At 65.9% G+C, this 17,029-nt stretch carries 13 protein-coding genes; 8 read left to right on the top strand and 5 right to left on the bottom strand.

Features of this window, described 5'->3' with window-relative positions; all coding sequences use genetic code 11:
- Nucleotides 1–26: 26 nt before the first annotated feature.
- Nucleotides 27–1,352, bottom strand: coding sequence for an omega-aminotransferase AptA (aptA, locus tag AC1RHV_RS17330; protein WP_054451982.1), 1,326 nt, complete (start codon nucleotides 1,350–1,352; stop codon nucleotides 27–29).
- Between the two features lie 161 nt (nucleotides 1,353–1,513).
- On the opposite strand from aptA, the gene AC1RHV_RS17335 reads away from it, so the two are divergent.
- On the top strand, nucleotides 1,514–2,935 hold the full coding sequence (locus AC1RHV_RS17335; RefSeq protein ID WP_054451981.1) for an aminotransferase-like domain-containing protein: 1,422 nt from the start codon (nucleotides 1,514–1,516) through the stop codon (nucleotides 2,933–2,935).
- Nucleotide 2,936: 1 nt separating this feature from the next.
- On the opposite strand, the gene AC1RHV_RS17340 is transcribed toward AC1RHV_RS17335, so the two are convergent.
- From AC1RHV_RS17340 to AC1RHV_RS17355, 4 genes are all read right to left on the bottom strand, one after another.
- Complete coding sequence (locus AC1RHV_RS17340) at nucleotides 2,937–3,422, bottom strand: dihydrofolate reductase (RefSeq protein ID WP_054451980.1); 486 nt, start codon at nucleotides 3,420–3,422, stop codon at nucleotides 2,937–2,939.
- An 84-nt stretch (nucleotides 3,423–3,506) separates the two neighbouring features.
- A complete protein-coding gene (locus AC1RHV_RS17345; protein ID WP_054451979.1) occupies nucleotides 3,507–5,570 on the bottom strand; it encodes a putative bifunctional diguanylate cyclase/phosphodiesterase in 2,064 nt (687 codons plus the stop codon).
- Between the two features lie 359 nt (nucleotides 5,571–5,929).
- Entirely contained in the window at nucleotides 5,930–6,901 is a 972-nt protein-coding gene (locus AC1RHV_RS17350) for a thymidylate synthase (RefSeq protein ID WP_054451978.1), read from the bottom strand.
- A gap of 110 nt (nucleotides 6,902–7,011) precedes the next feature.
- Nucleotides 7,012–7,455 carry an OsmC family protein gene (locus AC1RHV_RS17355; RefSeq protein ID WP_119450316.1) on the bottom strand — a complete coding sequence of 148 codons (444 nt, stop codon included), beginning with the start codon at nucleotides 7,453–7,455 and terminating at the stop codon, nucleotides 7,012–7,014.
- Between the two features lie 124 nt (nucleotides 7,456–7,579).
- Here AC1RHV_RS17355 and coq7 point away from each other — a divergent pair, with 124 nt between their 5' ends.
- The 7 genes from coq7 (at nucleotide 7,580) to asnB (ending at nucleotide 17,029) form a co-directional block, all read left to right on the top strand.
- Entirely contained in the window at nucleotides 7,580–8,257 is a 678-nt protein-coding gene (gene coq7, locus AC1RHV_RS17360) for a 2-polyprenyl-3-methyl-6-methoxy-1,4-benzoquinone monooxygenase (RefSeq protein WP_013396216.1), read from the top strand.
- A gap of 779 nt (nucleotides 8,258–9,036) precedes the next feature.
- Nucleotides 9,037–10,143, top strand: coding sequence for an MraY family glycosyltransferase (locus AC1RHV_RS17365; RefSeq protein ID WP_013396215.1), 1,107 nt, complete (start codon nucleotides 9,037–9,039; stop codon nucleotides 10,141–10,143).
- Between the two features lie 102 nt (nucleotides 10,144–10,245).
- Entirely contained in the window at nucleotides 10,246–11,523 is a 1,278-nt protein-coding gene (gene tviB / locus AC1RHV_RS17370) for a Vi polysaccharide biosynthesis UDP-N-acetylglucosamine C-6 dehydrogenase TviB (protein ID WP_054451976.1), read from the top strand.
- A gap of 9 nt (nucleotides 11,524–11,532) precedes the next feature.
- Entirely contained in the window at nucleotides 11,533–12,558 is a 1,026-nt protein-coding gene (locus AC1RHV_RS17375; RefSeq protein ID WP_054451975.1) for an SDR family oxidoreductase, read from the top strand.
- A 1-nt stretch (nucleotide 12,559) separates the two neighbouring features.
- Nucleotides 12,560–13,909: a murein biosynthesis integral membrane protein MurJ gene (gene murJ, locus AC1RHV_RS17380; protein WP_306653206.1), complete on the top strand. Its 1,350-nt coding sequence runs from the start codon at nucleotides 12,560–12,562 to the stop codon at nucleotides 13,907–13,909.
- Nucleotides 13,910–15,052 carry a glycosyltransferase family 4 protein gene (locus AC1RHV_RS17385; protein ID WP_119450312.1) on the top strand — a complete coding sequence of 381 codons (1,143 nt, stop codon included), beginning with the start codon at nucleotides 13,910–13,912 and terminating at the stop codon, nucleotides 15,050–15,052. It abuts the gene before it with no gap.
- A 45-nt stretch (nucleotides 15,053–15,097) separates the two neighbouring features.
- Nucleotides 15,098–17,029, top strand: a complete 1,932-nt coding sequence (asnB, locus tag AC1RHV_RS17390) for an asparagine synthase (glutamine-hydrolyzing) (RefSeq protein ID WP_175212606.1) — start codon at nucleotides 15,098–15,100, stop codon at nucleotides 17,027–17,029.

Raw genomic sequence — 17,029 nt, forward strand, 5'->3', positions numbered from 1 at the left:
ACCGCCCCTCGCGGGGCGGCGGACGATCAGGCGACTTCTTTCAGGATGCGGCCGATCTGTTCGAAGATCTGGCCGATCTGCGCCTCTTCGATGATGAGCGGGGGCGAGATCGCGATGATGTCGCCGGTGTACCGCACCATCAGGCCGCTGTCGAAGCACTTCTGGAAGACTTCGGCGGCGCGCGCGCCGGGAGCGCCCGCGCGCGGCGCGAGCTCAATGCCGCAGACCAGACCCAGGTTGCGCACGTCGATGACGTGCGGCGCGCCCTTCAGGCTGTGGGCGGCTTCCTGGAAGGCGCCGGACAGCTTGCGGGCGCGGCCGAACAGGTCTTCGCGGCGGTAGATGTCCAGCGTGGCCAGGATGGCGGCGGCGGCCAGCGGGTGCGCCGAATAGGTGTAGCCGTGGAAGAACTCGATGCCGCCGGCCGGGCCGTTGACGATGGCGTCATGCACTTCGCGCTTGACCGCGACCGCGCCAGCCGGCACGGCGGCGTTGCTCACGCCCTTGGCCATGGCGATGATGTCCGGCGTGACGCCGAAGAACTCGGAGGCCGTGGCGGCGCCCAGGCGGCCGTACGCGGTGATGACTTCGTCGAATATCAGCAGGATGCCGTGCTTGGAGGTGATCTCGCGCAGCTTTTCCAGATAGCCCTTGGGCGGGATCAGCACGCCGGTCGAACCCGCCATGGGTTCGACGATGACCGCGGCGATGGTGGACGGGTCGTGCAGGGCGACGATGCGCTCCAGTTCGTCGGCAAGGTGCGCGCCCCAGGCCGGCTGGCCCTTGGAATAGGCGTTCTGCTCGATGTTGTGGGTGTGCGGCAGATGATCCACGGCGGGCAGCAGCGCGCCGGAGAAGGTCTTGCGGTTGGTCGAGATGCCGCCGACCGAGATGCCGCCGAAGCCTACGCCGTGGTAGCCGCGCTCGCGGCCGATCAGGCGGGTGCGCTGGCCTTCGCCGCGGGCGCGGTGATAGGCCAGGGCGATCTTCAGGCAGGTGTCGACGGATTCGGAGCCCGAGTTCGTGAAGAAAACCCGGTCCAGGCCCTGCGGCATCATGCTCGCGACTGCGGTCGCGGCCTCGAAGGCCAGCGGGTGGCCCAGCTGGAAGCCCGGCGCGTAGTCCATCACGCCTGCCTGCTTGGAGATCGCGGCGACGATTTCCTCGCGGCCGTGGCCGGCGTTGACGCACCACAGGCCGGCCGTGCCGTCCAGGATCTGGCGGCCGTCGGTCGAGGTGTAATACATGCCCTTGGCGGTCGCCAGCATGCGCGGGTGGGCCTTGAACTGCTTGTTGGCAGTGAAGGGCATCCAGAGGTGGGACAGGTCGGGCAGTTTGTCGGGGGCGTTCATGGCGGCTCCAGGGGACGGACAAGCGCTGGACTTGGGCGACGGTTGTGCAGCCAGCGGGATTGAAACGATTCTGGTGCGTCCGGATAGGAATGAAAATATACGATCCGCGCAAATGCGGCTAACTGTATAGTTATGAACGACACAACTGTACAGTTATCTCCGTGATCGATTTCCAGCCCAACCGCGCTCGCGGCCAGGCGCCGACCCTGGTCGAGCAGCTGGTCGCCGCCATCCTGCGCGCCATCGAAGAACAGACACTGCGTCCGGGTATGTCCCTACCCTCGGTGCGGGAGTTTGCTCGCCTGTATGACGTCAGCACCTTCACGGTGGCCAGCGCCTACAGCCGGCTGGTATCGCTGGGCTGGCTGGCGGCGCGGCCGGGCGCGGGCTATCGGGTCGCGACGCCGGACGCGCCGGCGCGCCCCGCCCAGCCGCCATCCTGGGAGCCGCCGCGCCTGAACGCCGGCTGGCTGCTGTCGGATATCTTCGCGGACCATTCCATCCCCATCAAATCGGGCTGCGGCTGGCTGCCGGGCGAATGGTTGAACGAAGAGGGGCTGCACATGGCCCTGCGCCATATGGGGCGGGTGCCGGCCATGCGTATCGCGAACTACGGCCATCCCTACGGCTACGCGCCGCTGCGCGAGACCATCGCGGCCAGCCTGAGCGCGCAGGGCATGGAGGTCGAAGCCTCGCAGGTCGTGCTGACCCAGGGCGTGACGCACGGGCTGGACATGGTGATACGCACCCTGCTGCGGCCGGGCGACACGGTGGTGGTGGAACAGCCCGCCTACGCCAACCTGCTGCAGATGCTGCGCCTGGCTGGCTTGCGCGCGGTGTCCGTGCCCCGCACGCCGGACGGGCTGGACTGCGAGGCGCTGGAAGCGGTGGTGGCTCGCCACCGGCCGAGAGCGCTGGTCGTCAACACCGCCTTGCAGAACCCGTCGGGCGCCAGCATCAGCATGGCCAATGCCTTCCGCATCCTGCAGGCGGCCGAGCGGCATGGCCTGTGGGTGGTGGAAGACGATATCTCGCGCGAACTTGCGCCCGGCGTAACGCCCATGCTGGCCGCCCTGGACGGGGCGCGGCGCGTGGTCTACCTGGGCGGCTACTCCAAGGTCATCAGTCCATCGGTGCGGGTGGGCTACGTGGTGGCGCATCGCGATCTGGCGCGCGACATCGCGCGCACCAAGATGGCGGTGGGCCTGACCTCGCCGGAGATCATGGAGCGCATCGTCCACCAGGTCATCCGCGAAGGCCGCTACCGTGCCCACATCGCCCGCACCCGCGAACGGCTGGCAGAGGCCCATGCCGGCGTGGGCGAGCTGATGGCGCAGCATGGCTTCGAGATCTATGGGAGGCCGCAAGGCGGCCTTTTCCTGTGGGCCAAGGTGGCCGGGCAGTGGCGCGAACGCGGCGCCAACGGACTCGCGGAACTGGCGCTGAAGGACGGGATCTGGCTGGCGCCCGGTTCCTATTTCGAGGCGGACGAGGCCGATACGCCCTGGGTGCGTTTCAACGTCGCTTACTCGGAGGCGCCAGCGCTCTGGCGCTTCATGCGAAATGCCGGGGCGGCGGCCTGAGTCACTGGCGCTCGTAAGTCACGAAATCGTATTCGTAGCCGTTTTCGGCCGGCTGCGCTTCGCGCGCCGTTTCCTTCCATTGGAAGGCGGGCAGCAGGGGGAAGAAGGCGTCGCCTTCAACCTCGGCGCGGACTTCAGTGGCCAGCACGCGCTGGGCCAGCGGCAGGGCTTGCGCGTAGATCTGCGCGCCGCCGATCACATAGGCCGCATCGATGTCGCCGCAGGCCTGGATCGCTGCTTCGAGCGACGGCACCACGATGGCGCCCGCAGCGCTGAAATCGGGGTTGCGGCTGATCACGATGTTGCTGCGGCCGGGCAACGGCCGACCCAGCGAGTCCCAGGTCTTGCGGCCCATGATGATGGGGTGGCCCAGGGTGCTGCGCTTGAAATGCGCCAGATCGCCCGGCAGTTTCCAGGGCAGGGCATTGTCGCGTCCGATGGCGCGATTGGTGGAGTAGGCGACGATGAGGGTAAGGCTGGCGGGCATGCGGGGTCGGGACGGTAGGGGTTCGGCCGGTTGGCTACGGCAAGCGTAGCAAATTTGCGCGGCGGCTTGCGCCGCGCGGGCCGCTCAGTCGACCGCGTGTTCCAGGAATTCGGTGGCGGGCATGGGTTTGCCCAGCAGGAAGCCCTGCAGCGAATCGCAGCCCAGGCCCGTCAGGAACTTCTGTTGCGCCGGCGTTTCCACGCCCTCGGCGACGATGCGCAGGTTGAGTTGCTGCGCCAGCGCGACGATGGCCGAGACGATGGCGGCGTCCTCGTTGTCGTTCTCCAGCTGGTTGACGAAGCCGCGGTCGATCTTCAGCTCGGTGGCCGGGAGCCGCTTCAGATAGAGCAGGCTGGAATAGCCGGTGCCGAAGTCGTCGATCGAAATCGTCACGCCCAGGTTCGACAGGCGCTTGAGCACCGCCAGGCTGGCCTCGGCGTCGCGCATGGCGGTGGACTCGGTCACTTCCAGGGTCAGGCAGGCCGGCGGCACGCCATGGCGGTCCAGGGCCGAGCGTACCGTTTCCACCAGGCTGGCGTGGGCGAACTGCAGGGCCGAGATATTGACGGCGACGGTCCAGTGGCCCTGGCCGGCGTTGATCCATTCCCGCATCTGGCGGCAGGCCTCGTTGATCACCCATTCGCCGATGGACAGGATCAGGCCGGTCTTTTCCGCCGTGGGGATGAACTGGTCCGGGCCCACCAGGCCGCGGGTCGGGTGGTTCCAGCGCAGCAGCGCCTCGGCGCCGATGATGGGGCCGGCGGGCGCTTCGTACTTGGGTTGGTAGTGCAGGACGAGCTGGTTGCGCTCCTGCGCCAGGCGCAGGTCGTGCAGCAGTTCGATCTGCTCGTGCGCGTCCGCATTCATGGACGGTTCGAAGAAGCTGTAGCCAGTGCCGCCCAGGCGCTTGGCGTGGTACATCGCCGCATCGGCGTTGGTCAGCAGGGCGTGGGTGTCCTGGCCGTCGTTGGGATAGATGGCGATGCCCACGCTCGAGGTCACCATCACCTCATGCCCGTAGACAGTGACGGGTCGCGCGATGGCGTCGATGAGGCGGTCGGCGACGTTGGCTGCGTCGGTGGGTTCGATCACTTCGCTCAGCACGATGAACTCGTCGCCGCCCAGGCGCGCCACGGTGTCCTGCGTGCGCAGGGCCTGGCGGATGCGCTGCGCCAGGTCGATCAGCAAAGCGTCGCCGGTGTGGTGTCCGTAGGCGTCATTGACCGCCTTGAAGCCGTCCAGGTCGAAGAACAGGACTGCGAAGTAGCCCTTGCGGCGGCTGGCGCTTTCGATCGCCTGCTCCAGCCGGTCTTCCAGCAGGATGCGGTTGGGCAGCTTGGTCAGCGTGTCGTGCAACGCCAGTTGCACCAGTTCTTCGTTGGCCTCGGCCAACGAAGAAGCCAGGGCCGAGGTGCGCGCCTCCAGCCGGTTGTCCAGCACCGCGACCAGCAGGGCGATGGCCAGCACGCTCAGGGTCACCGCGGTCACGGCGATGGCCAGCCAGCCGGCCGAAATGCCGCTGTTGGCCGCCATGCAGATACTGCCCGCGGGGAATCCGGCGGCGGCCATGCCGGTGTAGTGCATGCCGACGATGGCGATGCCCATGATCACTGCCGCCAGCGGCCGCGACCAGACCACGCGGGGGCCGCCGTGGCGCAGCCGGTAGGTGATCCACAGCGCCGCGCCGGAGGCGGCCACGGCAATCACGATGGACAGCGCGAACCATTTGGCGTCGTAGACGATGCCGGGTTCCATGAGCATGGCGGCCATGCCGAGGTAGTGCATCGCCGCGATGCCGGCTCCCATGAGCAGGGCGCCGATCATCAGCCGTCGCCGCGGCAGCTCATCCTTGCTTACAGTCCATAGCGCGAAGGCGGAGCAGCCGATGGCAATGACCAGCGACAGGACGGTCAGGGGCAGGTCGTAACCCATGGCAATGGGCAGGCTGAAGGCCAGCATGCCCACGAAGTGCATGGACCAGATGCCCACGCCCATCGCGAACGCGCCGCCCGCCAACCAGTAGCGCGCGCTGGGCAACCCGTGCGAGGCCCTGACGCGGTTGGCCATGCCCAACGCCGTGTACGACGCCAGGATGGCGACTCCTAGAGATACGAGGACGAGCGAAGGGTTATAAGTTCCGACGAGCATTTGTAGGGTCCTGTCCTTGGCGCATGCTGCCGCCGCGCGGGCTTCATATCAATTCAATTGGTAGTCTATGGTTGCAAGTCGGTCGCAAGACAGAATTCGGCGGTCGACGCTGGTGATACACGTGCTCTCTTTTTGGGAAGGGGAGTGCGGCTGAGCAACGCCTGCGGACGGCGCTGCCGGGCGGACTGCCCGGGTCGCGGCGAGCGACAGGCACGGCGCGGCAGGTGCCGGTCGGAAGCAATGGCGCGCGGGCATTTCTGGACGCGCGTCCATGGCTAAGGGATGGGTTATACCGAAAACACGCTTCCAGATGCTCACCAATCTTCACCTGCGGCCATGAGCACGCAGGCTGCCACGGTCTATACGGCCATGGCGGCGGTGAGGGGGGCGTGGTGGGTGTAGCCCGACAATGAAAAGTCGCTGGGTTCCACCTTCTCCAGCCATTCGGGCTCATAGCGTCCGGTGACCGCGAAATCGGGAATGCGGTCCGACAGCACCAGCGTGGGCGCTTCGTAGGGCTCGCGCGTGAGTTGCTCACGCAGCATCGGCAGGTGGTTTTCGTAAATGTGCGCGTCGCCGATGAAATAGGTGAACCAGCGCGGCGTGTAGCCAGTCAGTCGGCCGACCAGATGTAGCAGGGCCGCACCTTCGGTGAGATTGAATGGCGTGCCCAAACCGACGTCGTTGGAACGGATGTACAGGCACAGCGATATCTCGCGGGTCGTCGCGTTCGGCAGGAATTGGTAGAGCAGGTGACACGGCGGCAGCGCCATTTCCTCGATCTGCGCCCAGTTCCAGCCGTGGAACAGGATGCGGCGGTCGCCGGGCCGCTCATGGATGGTGTCCAGGCATTGCCGCAGCTGGTCCACCGCCTTGTAGAGCAGCACCTTGGGCACGCCGCCTTCCTCCAGATCGGAGACCTTGGCGTAGCCGCGCGACAGGGCGTCGGCGATCTGCGCCGAGCGGCTGGCGTCCAGCATCTTGTAGGCCGGCCACTGGCGCCATTGCACGCCGTAGACCGGGCCCAGGTCGTCGGGTCCTTCACGGTACGGGTTGGCCAGCCACTGGCTGTTCTCGTTGGCATTCTGGTCCCAGACCTTGCAGCCAAGCTCGCGGAATTCCGCTGCGCTGCGCGAGGCGCGCAGAAAACCCACCATTTCGCCGATGGCGGACTTGAAGGCCAGCTTCTTCGTGGTCACTGCGGGGAACCCTTTTTGCAGGTCGAAGCGCAGCGATGCGCCCGGCATGCTCAGGGTGCGTATGCCCGTGCGGTTCTCCTGCCACGCGCCGGTGTCCAGGATGGATTGAACGAGGTCCAGGTATTGTTTCATGGCGGTCCTTGCGCACGCTCGCCCGGCGGGTGACGCAGACAGCCGCCGCGAACGGATCGCGGCGGCTCTTATAAGTTAGGAATAGATGAATTACACCACGCGGGCGCGGTTCAGGCGGCGGCCGGCGTTTCCTGCGTGTCGACGATCTCGACCGAGAAGGTCAGCGCCGCAGTCTTCTCCAGCATGGCCGAGGCCGAGCAGTATTTTTCGTGCGACAGCTGCACCGCGCGCTCGACCGCGGCGCGCGGCAGGTTGTGGCCGGTAACGGTGAAGGCGAAATGGATGCGGGTGAAGACCTTGGGGTCGGTATCGGCGCGGTCGGCCTGGAGCTTGACGCTGCAGCCGCTGACGGCATGGCGCCCGCGCTTGAGGATCAGCACCACGTCATAGGCGGTGCAGCCGCCGGTGCCGGCCAGCAGCATTTCCATGGGACGGGGGGCCAGATTGTGCCCGCCGCCGTCCACGGCGCCGTCCATCACGGCCACGTGGCCGCTGCCGGTGCTGGCGGTGAAGAGCATGCCGTTCGGGCCGCCCCAGTCGATCGTGCATTCCATATTGTCGTGTCCTTGAGCTTGAGCGCTGTCAATGGCTGATGATACCTGTTGCGTACAATTCCGGGCATGAGAGCCCCGCCCCGCATCAGGGGTGTGTGCGCCAGCCTTGCCGAGGAGTTGCCCTATGTCCACCGCTCTGTCACGCCCCAGCCCCGTTTCCTTCCTGCGCCGCATCAGCCCCGTGGATGCCCTGCTGGCCGAGGCCGACCGCGCGTTGCGGGTGCTGTCCGGCAGCGCCACGGCCGGCCGTCCGTATCCGGCCACCGCCGATGAGGCGCCGCAAGCCCTGTCGGCCCAGGAAAAGCGCCACGCGGCCGGCTTGATGCGGGTGAATCATGTCGGCGAGGTCTGCGCCCAGGCGCTGTACCGGGGCCAGGCTTCGGTATGCCGCGAACCCGCGCCGCGGGCATTGCTGCTGAACGCGGCTTCCGAGGAAGTGGATCATCTGGCCTGGTGCAATCAAAGGCTGACGGAACTGGGCAGCCGCCCCAGCCTGCTGAATCCGGTTTGGTACGCGGGTTCGTTTGCGCTCGGCGTGCTGGCCAGCTACGCCGGCGTGCCGCGCAATCTGGGTTTCATGGCGGAAACCGAAAAACAGGTCGAAGCGCATCTGGAAGAACATCTGCGCACCTTGCCGGTGCAAGACGAGCGGTCGCGCCAGATCGTGCAGAAGATGAAAGAGGACGAGGCGCAGCATCGCGCCAGCGCGGAAGCGGCGGGCGGCGTGCCCTTGCCGGCGCCAGTGAAGGCCGCGATGCGGGCGATGTCCAAGGTCATGACGACTACCGCTTACTGGGTCTGAAGCAGTTGGAAAGCGAAATGTTGCAATGCGCAAAAATAGCTGCAACTTGGTGCCAGGCGCACTGTTCTGGTGCGAAATCCAGAGCGGGATAACCCGATGATGGCTAGGGTAAGCCCCGGGTGGGTTTACCCATTCGGCAAAAACCCTGTTTTTGGAACAGGCATTGATTGGCGCGGGTTTCCAGAGGGATGCTTGGGGTGTTGCGGCAAATTTGCAACGCAAAAAATCTCTTGTGCGGCAGACTAAAAAAATTCTTGCATCGCACAAAAAACCTCGGTACTATTCATTCATCGGATGTTGAAACGCAGTCGGCGCGGTGCAAAACCCCGAAAGCGTAGCGAGCAGAAGGCCAGCTCCCAACATGCCACGGTTGTCTCCTCCACCCTCCTCCTTTGGTGGATTTAGCCCGAGATCTCACGATCTCGGGCTTTTTTTTCGATGTTTTAAATGTGTCCCCATTTAACTGGAACAGAGCATCGACCGTAGCCCTTCATGGCACTTATGCCAGGGGGCGGTCTGCGCGTTTTCCCTTGGATATTTCGCGTGCGCCAGGGCGGAAAGTTCTACAATCGTTCCATGAAATCCCTATTTCCGCGCCTGCGCGGTTTCGCCTTGGCGATCGAGCCAAATGGCAGTTCCAAGCTGGTGCTGCCGGTATGGCGCAATGCGTTACGTTCTGTGCCGGTGAATTGCACTTCCTTATTCCTCCCATATATGGGCGTTACACCTGCCTCCGATAATGGCGGGCCTGTCTCGATAGACCAACCAGAGGTGACTCGGTGACCTGGCTGTACATTTGCGTGGTCGCATTCATGGTGGGGGGACTCATCGTGGCGTCGGAGCGCTGGCATGGCGCCTTCACCGGCGACAGCGACCTCAACAAGCCCCAAGCCAACCATTCCCGCGCCACGCCCCGCGTCGGCGGGCTGGCAGTGCTCGCGGGCACGCTGGCGGGCCTGCTGGTTCTTGGACCCAGCAACATGACGCTGACCTGGCTGTGGCCCGCGCTATTCGTCGCGGCGCTGCCCGTGTTCGTGGCCGGCCTGCTGGAAGACATCACCAAGGACATCGGCGCCAGCAAGCGCCTGCTGGCGGCCTTCCTGTCGGCCGCGATCGCCTGGTGGCTGCTGGGCGGCGTCAGCCGCGTGGGCATGGCGCCGGTGGATTACGTGCTTTCCTTCTGGCCGGTGTCGCTGCTGTTCACCATGTTCGCGGTGGGCGGCTGTACGCACGCGCTTAATATCGTTGACGGCATGAACGGCCTGGCCGGCATGGTGGCCACGCTGATGGCCGTCTCGATCAGCCTGGTGGCGCTGCAAGTGGGCGACGTGCCGATTTTCCTGGTGGCGGCGGCGCTGGCCTCGGCCACGCTGGGCTTCCTGGTCTGGAACTTCCCGTTCGGGCGCGTGTTCCTGGGCGATGGCGGCGCGTACTTCCTGGGCTTCATGCTGGCCGAGCTGGCCGTGCTGCTGGTAGTGCGCAATCCTTCGGTGTCGCCGTTCTACGCGCTGGCGGTGTTGTTCTATCCCGTCTTCGAAACCGGTTTTTCGATCTGGCGCCGCCGCTTCAAGCGCGGCGTGCCGGTGGACCAGCCGGATGCGCTGCACCTGCACCAGCTGGTGTTCCGCCGTCTGGTGCGTGTCACGTTCAGCCGCGGCCGACGGCATGCGGTGCCGGCGCTGTGCAATGCGCTGGCCTCGCCTTACATGTGGGTGCTGGCCCTGATCGGCCTGGTGCCCGCGACCATCTGGTGGGACAACGCCTGGGCGCTGTGCGCCAGCCTGGTGGTGTTCGCCGCCGTCTATATCTGGCTGTATTCGCGGCTTGTGTCCTGGCGTCGTCCAGGCTGGCTGCTGCTGCCATCCGTTTTGCGGACTTCCGATTAGTTTTGGGCGCCCCGGCGGCTGCCGCCGGGGGCTCGGTAATCTTTTTCTAATTACCCGACCATATTTGAAATGCCGTAATCGTTCTACGGTGAAGGGAGAGTTATGTTGCGAATTCAGGATGTGAAACTCGCTGTTGTCGGCCTGGGCTATGTCGGCCTGCCGCTGGCTGTGGAGTTCGGCAAGAAGCGTTCGGTCATCGGGTTCGATATCAATACGCGCCGCATCGACGCGCTCAAGGCGGGCCACGACCATACGCTGGAAGTCAGCGATGAAGAGCTGAAGGAAGCAACCCAGTTGAGCTACACGGCGGACCGCGCCGTGCTTGGCCAGGCCAACGTGTTCATCGTGACCGTGCCGACCCCCATCGACGAGTACAAGCAGCCGGACCTGACCCCGCTGGTCAAGGCCAGCGAGACCATCGGCGCCGTGCTCAAGCGTGGCGACATCGTCATCTACGAATCCACCGTCTACCCTGGCGCCACCGAAGAAGACTGCGTGCCGGTGCTGGAGCGCGTGTCGGGCCTGAAGTTCAACGTGGACTTCTTTGCCGGCTACAGCCCCGAGCGCATCAATCCGGGCGACAAGGACCACCGCGTCAGCACGATCAAGAAGGTGACCTCCGGTTCGACGCCCGAAGTGGCCGAACTGGTCGACCAGCTTTACAAGCAGATCATCACCGCTGGCACCCACAAGGCCTCCAGCATCCGCGTGGCCGAGGCCGCCAAGGTCATCGAAAACACGCAGCGCGACGTGAACATCGCGTTGATCAACGAGCTGGCCCTGATCTTCAACAAGATGGGCATCGACACCGAAGCCGTGCTGCAGGCGGCCGGCACCAAGTGGAACTTCCTGCCGTTCCGCCCGGGTCTGGTCGGCGGCCACTGCATCGGCGTTGATCCCTATTACCTGACTCACAAGGCGCAATCCATCGGCTATCACCCCGAGATCATCCTGGCGGGCCGCCGCCTGAACGACTCGATGGGCAGCTACGTGGTGTCGCAACTGGTCAAGGCCATGACCAAGCGCCGCATCCACGTGCAGGGCGCCCGTGTGCTGGTCATGGGCCTGGCCTTCAAGGAAAACTGCCCTGACCTGCGCAACACCCGCATCGTGGACATCGTGAAGGAACTGGGCGACTACAACGTCGATGTCGACGTGTACGACCCGTGGGTCGATTCCGAAGAAGCCATGCACGAATACGGCCTGACCCCGGTGGCCAAGCCCGAGGAAGGCAAGTATGACGCCGTGATCCTGGGCGTGGCGCACAATCAGTTCAAGGCGTTGGGTGCGGAAGGCATCCGCAAGCTCGGCAAGCCGCAGCACATCCTGTATGACCTGAAGTACGTGCTTTCGCCTTCCGAATCCGATCTGCGCCTGTAAGGACTGCCCATGACCACCCGCTTTGAGACCATCAAGAAGGAACTGTCGGCCGCGCCGCGCAAGTGGCTGGTGACCGGCTGCGCCGGCTTCATCGGTTCGAACCTGCTGGAAACCCTGCTGAAGCTGGGCCAGACCGTGACCGGCCTGGACAACTTCGCCACCGGCCATCAGCACAATCTGGATGAAGTGCGCGACTCGGTCACGCCCGAGCAGTGGGCGCGCTTTACCTTCATCGAAGGCGACATCCGTGACCTGGAAGCCTGCCGCCGCGCGGCTCAGGGCGTGGATTTCGTGTTGCACCAGGCCGCGCTGGGCTCGGTACCCCGCTCGCTGAAGGATCCGATCACCACCAACGAGGTGAACATCGGCGGCTTCCTGAACATGCTGGTGGCGGCGCGCGACGCCGAAGTCAAATCCTTCGTCTACGCGGCCTCCAGCTCGACCTACGGCGACCACCCGGCGTTGCCCAAGGTCGAGGAAAACATCGGCAACCCCCTGTCGCCGTATGCGGTCACCAAGTACGTCAATGAGCTTTACGCGGACGTCTTCGCGCGTTCCTACGGCTTCGAGTCGGTCGGCCTGCGCTACTTCAACGTGTTCGGCAAGCGGCAGGATCCCAACGGCGCCTATGCGGCCGTGATCCCCAAGTGGACGGCCGCGATGATCCAGAACGAGGACGTCACCATCAACGGCGACGGCGAGACCAGCCGCGATTTCTGCTTCGTGGAAAATGCCGTGCAGGCCAACATCCTCGCGGCCATGGCCGCGCCGGAAGGCCGCAACCAGGTCTACAACGTGGCGGTCAGCGGCCGCAGCACCTTGAACCAGCTGTTCGGCTTCCTGGTGCAAGCCCTGGGCAACCAAAACGTGGTTTATGGCAAGAAGCCGGTCTACGCCGACTTCCGCGCGGGCGACGTGCGTCATTCGCAGGCGGATGTCAGCAAGGCAGGCCGGTTGCTGGGCTACGAGCCTACGCACACCGTGCTGCAAGGCCTGGAAGTGGCCATGCCCTGGTACACGCAATTCCTGCGTTGATTTGAAAGCACTCGTCAGAAAACTCGGCAGCATCCACCCGGACCACCAGCGCATCTTCAAGGGCGCCTTCCGGGTGGCGGTGTTCCTGCTGCTGGGCAAGGCCGCCGGCGCCATCAAGGAGATGGCGGTGGCGTACCGCTACGGCGTCAGCGACGCCGTGGACGCCTACCAGTTCACGATGACCATGGCCACCTGGCTGCCGGTCACCATCGTGGGCGTGCTGTCGGTAGTCCTGATCCCGGTGCTGGTGCGGCTGCGCCGCGCCGATGTCGCCGAAAGAAATCTGTTCATCCGCGAGCTGCAGGGCTGGGTGGCCGCCGCGGGCATTGCGCTGGCGCTGCTGACCTGGTTCGCCTGGCCGCAGGTCGTCGGCGTGCTGGGCCAGGGTTTGTCGGCCCGCGTGGGCGACATGACGGGCCAGCTGCTTGTCGCCTTCGCGCCGGTGTCGGCGCTGCTGCTGGTTGCCGGCATCAGCGCCGCGCGGCTGCGGGCGCAGGAAAGACACGTCAATACCCTGCTGGACAGCGTGCCGGCCGTGGCGACGCTGGCCTGGGTGATGCTGGCCGCCAGCGCCGACGGCGTCGGGCCGCTGCTGTGGGGCACGCTGGTGGGTTACGCGATCCAGACCGTCTGGCTCGCGTGGCTGGCTGCGCGCGCCGATGGCGGCTTTTGGGGCGCGCCCCGGCTGACGCTGCAATCGCCGCACTGGCCCGAACTGCTGGGCGCCGCGGGCGTGATGCTGATCGGCCAGGTGGCCATGAGTTTCGTCGGTCCGCTGGACCAGTACGCCGCCGCCAATCTGGGCGCGAACGCCAACGCCACGCTGGGCTATGCCAGCCGGCTGCTGTCGCTGGTGCTGGGGATTGGCGCCGTGTCGGTGGGGCGCGCGGCCTTGCCGGTGCTGGCCGATGTTCAGGCGCGCGGCGACACCGCTCGTGCGCGAGGCATGGCGCTTAAATGGTCGGTGCTGATGGTGGCCGCAGGCGCCGTCGCCGTCGCCGTGGGTTGGATACTGGCGCCGTGGGGCGTTTCCGTGCTTTTCCAGCGTGGCGCCTTCACCGCCGAGAATACCCAGGCCGTGGCGCATGTGTTTCGCTGGGGGCTGCTGCAACTGCCGTTCTACTTCGGCGTGCTGATCCTGGTGCAATTGCTGGCCAGCCAGAACCGCTACCGCGTGATGGCGGCCATTGCCGTCGGCAATTTCGCCCTGAAGGCGGTGTTGAATACCGTGCTGGCGCCCAGGATGGGAGCGGCCGGCATCATGCTGGCGACCAGCCTCATGTATCTGTTGTCCTTCGCGTGCTACCTGCTGGTGGCAATGCGCAAGCCTGAACCCAAAGAGGCCGATTGAATGCCCGTGACCGATACCGGCCCGGCGCCGCGCGTCCTGCTGTTCATCCACTCCCTGCATGGCGGCGGCGCGGAGCGCGTGGCCGCGGACCTGAGCGCGCACTGGGCGGGCATGGGCCGCGAGGTCATGGTCGTGACGCAGGCCAGCGCCGAGGGCGACGTCTACACGCTGCACCCCAAGGTGCGCCGCGAGGTCCTGCATACGGCGGGCGAGGGCGGTGGCCTGCGCGGCATCTGGAGCAATGTGCAACGGGTGCGCGCCTTGCGCCGCGTGGTCAAGTCGTTTCGCCCGGACATCGTGCTGGGCATGATGACGACGGCGTCGGTACTGTCGGTACTGGCCTGCGCGGGCCTGTCCTGCCGGGTGATCGCCACCGAGCATACCCATCCGCCTTCGCAGACCCTGTCGGGCTTCTGGCAGCGCCTGCGCCGCCTCACATATCCGCGCGCAGCCAGCGTGGTGGCGCTGACCCGCGGCACGGCCGACTGGCTGGCGCAGCACGTGCCGGGCAGCAAGCTGGCCGTCATTCCCAACCCTGTACACTTTCCCCTGCCTCGCGCTGAACCGGTCTTGACGCCGGTGTCGGGCGACGGCCGCAAGCGCCTGCTGGCGGTGGGGCGCCTGCACGCCGACAAGGGTTTCGACCTGCTGATCCAGGCCTACGCGAAATTGGCGGCGTCGCATCCTGGCTGGGATCTGGTTATCCTGGGCGAGGGCGACGAGCGCCGCGCCTTGGAGGCGCAGGCCCTAGAGGCCGGCCTGGCGTCGCGGATTTTCATGCCGGGGCGCGCAGGCAACGTCGGCGACTGGTATGACAGCGCCGATCTGTACGTACTGACGTCGCGCTTCGAAGGGCTGTCCAATACCCTGCTCGAATCCATGGCAAGCGGGCTGGCCGCCGTGTCGTTCGATTGCGACACGGGGCCGCGCGAGATCATCCGCGAGGGCGTGGACGGCGTGCTGGTGCGCCCCAATGGCGACGTGCCCGCGCTATGCAAGGCGCTGGACGCCGTCATGCGCAATGACGCGGACCGTGTACGCATGGCGCAGGCCGCGACCGACGTGCGCGACCGTTTTTCGGCCGCGCGCGTGCTGCAGAAATGGCAAGAACTTTTTGACGGTGTGCGCGGAACCGGCCGTTGAGGCCGCGCGTCGCGCCGTTGCTACAGTGACAACGAGAACTTCATCATGTGCGGAATAGTCGGGATTTGGGGCCCTGTCGGGAACAAGGAGCGGGTGTTGGCGGAAAGCTGCCGCCGCATCCGCCACCGCGGGCCGGACAGCAATGGTTTCTGGGAGGATCCCGAGGCCGAGCTGGCGCTGGCGCATGTGCGCCTGGCGATTCTCGACCTGACCGAGGCCGGCCATCAACCCATGACGTCGGCCTGCGGCCGCTATGTCATGGTGTTCAACGGTGAAATCTACAACCACCTCGACATCCGCAAGCAGCTCGAACAATCTGCGCTGGCGCCGTCGTGGCGCGGCCATTCCGATACGGAAACGCTGCTGGCGGGCTTTACCGCCCTGGGCATCGAGGCCACCTTGCAGGCCGCGGTGGGCATGTTCGCCATCGCGTTGTGGGACCGCGCCTCGCGCAAGCTGATGCTGGCGCGCGACCGCATGGGTGAAAAGCCGCTGTACTACGGCTATTCAGGCGCCGAGCTGGTGTTCGCGTCCGAACTCAAGGGCCTGATGCCGATTCCGGGCTTCGGCCGCGAGCTCAACCGCAACGCGCTGGCGTCGTTCATGCGGCACAACTACATTCCAGCGCCGCAGTCGATTTACCAGGGTATCGCCAAGTTGCCCCCGGGCGCCTGGGTCGAATTCACGGCCGATGACACCCGCAGCCGCCGCATGCCCGAGCCGCGCGTGTACTGGTCGGCCCGCGAAGCCGCGGACACTTCCGCGCAATCGCTACTGTCTTTCGAATCCGACGCGCAGGCCACTGACGCGCTGGAAGGCGTGCTGTCCAAGGCGGTCGGCGGCCAGATGCTGTCGGACGTGAGCCTGGGCGCCTTCCTGTCCGGCGGCATCGACTCGTCCACCATCGTGGCTCTGATGCAGGCGCAAAGCTCGCAGCCCGTGCGCACTTTTGCCATCGGCTTTCACGAGAAGGGCTACGACGAGGCGCAGCATGCCAAGGCGGTGGCCACGCATCTTGGCACCGACCACACCGAACTGTACGTGACGGCAGAGGACGCGCTGGCCGTGGTGCCCACGCTGGCCGACATGTACGACGAGCCGTTCGCGGATTCGTCGCAGATCCCGACCTCGCTGGTCACCCGCATGGCGCGCCAGCACGTCACCGTGGCGCTGTCCGGCGATGGCGGCGATGAACTCTTCGGCGGCTATTCGCGCTATTTCCGTGTGAACAACTGGTGGCAGCAATGCGAACGCGTCCCGGCGCTGCTGCGCAAGCCCGCCGGCGCGTTGTTGAGTGCGTCCACCCATCTGCCCGGGCGCGGCGCCTGGCGCGGCAAGGTCGGCAAGCTGGGCGAGCTGCTGCGCACCGATACGCGCGGCGAGTTCTACCGCCATTTCGTGTCGTACTGGGCCGATCCTTCCAGCGTGGTGAAGGGCGGGGTGGAGCCGGTGTCCGAATTCGCCCGGGCGATGCAGGGTTCCACTTTCGAAGCCATGATGAAGCTGGACACGGTGACCTACCTGCCGGACGACATCCTGGTCAAGGTGGACCGCGCCGCCATGGCCGTCAGCCTGGAAACGCGCGTGCCGCTGATCGATCACCGGGTGTATGAGTTCGCCTGGAGCCTGCCGCACCAATACAAGGTGCGCGGCAACACGGGCAAGTGGCTGCTGCGCCAGGTGCTGCACCGTCATGTGCCGCAAGCGCTGGTGGACCGTCCCAAGCGCGGCTTCGCCGTGCCGCTGGCCGCGTGGTTGCGCGGCCCGCTGCGTGAATGGGCCGATGCGCTGCTGGACCCGGCGCGCCTGCGCCAGGAGGGCTGGTTCGAGCCCGAGCCCATCCTGCGCAAATGGCGCGAGCACAGCTCGGGCCATCGCAATTGGGACAGCCATCTGTGGGGCGTGTTGATGATGCAGGCCTGGCTTGACCGCTACCGCGGCGGCAAGGAACAGGGAGGATCGGTTGGGAGTCTTTGA

The sequence above is a fragment of the Achromobacter sp. GW823-FHT04E03 genome (assembly GCF_058796095.1).

Excerpts from the sequence above, each read along its gene's own strand:
- aptA (WP_054451982.1), bottom strand. The coding sequence starts at position 1,352 with ATGAACGCCCCCGACAAACTGCCCGACCTGTCCCACCTCTGGATGCCC.
- AC1RHV_RS17340 (WP_054451980.1), bottom strand. The coding sequence starts at position 3,422 with ATGCCCGCCAGCCTTACCCTCATCGTCGCCTACTCCACCAATCGCGCC.
- AC1RHV_RS17345 (WP_054451979.1), bottom strand. The coding sequence starts at position 5,570 with ATGCTCGTCGGAACTTATAACCCTTCGCTCGTCCTCGTATCTCTAGGA.
- AC1RHV_RS17350 (WP_054451978.1), bottom strand. The coding sequence starts at position 6,901 with ATGAAACAATACCTGGACCTCGTTCAATCCATCCTGGACACCGGCGCG.
- AC1RHV_RS17355 (WP_119450316.1), bottom strand. The coding sequence starts at position 7,455 with ATGGAATGCACGATCGACTGGGGCGGCCCGAACGGCATGCTCTTCACC.
- coq7 (WP_013396216.1), top strand. The coding sequence starts at position 7,580 with ATGTCCACCGCTCTGTCACGCCCCAGCCCCGTTTCCTTCCTGCGCCGC.
- tviB (WP_054451976.1), top strand. The coding sequence starts at position 10,246 with ATGTTGCGAATTCAGGATGTGAAACTCGCTGTTGTCGGCCTGGGCTAT.
- AC1RHV_RS17375 (WP_054451975.1), top strand. The coding sequence starts at position 11,533 with ATGACCACCCGCTTTGAGACCATCAAGAAGGAACTGTCGGCCGCGCCG.
- AC1RHV_RS17385 (WP_119450312.1), top strand. The coding sequence starts at position 13,910 with ATGCCCGTGACCGATACCGGCCCGGCGCCGCGCGTCCTGCTGTTCATC.
- asnB (WP_175212606.1), top strand. The coding sequence starts at position 15,098 with ATGTGCGGAATAGTCGGGATTTGGGGCCCTGTCGGGAACAAGGAGCGG.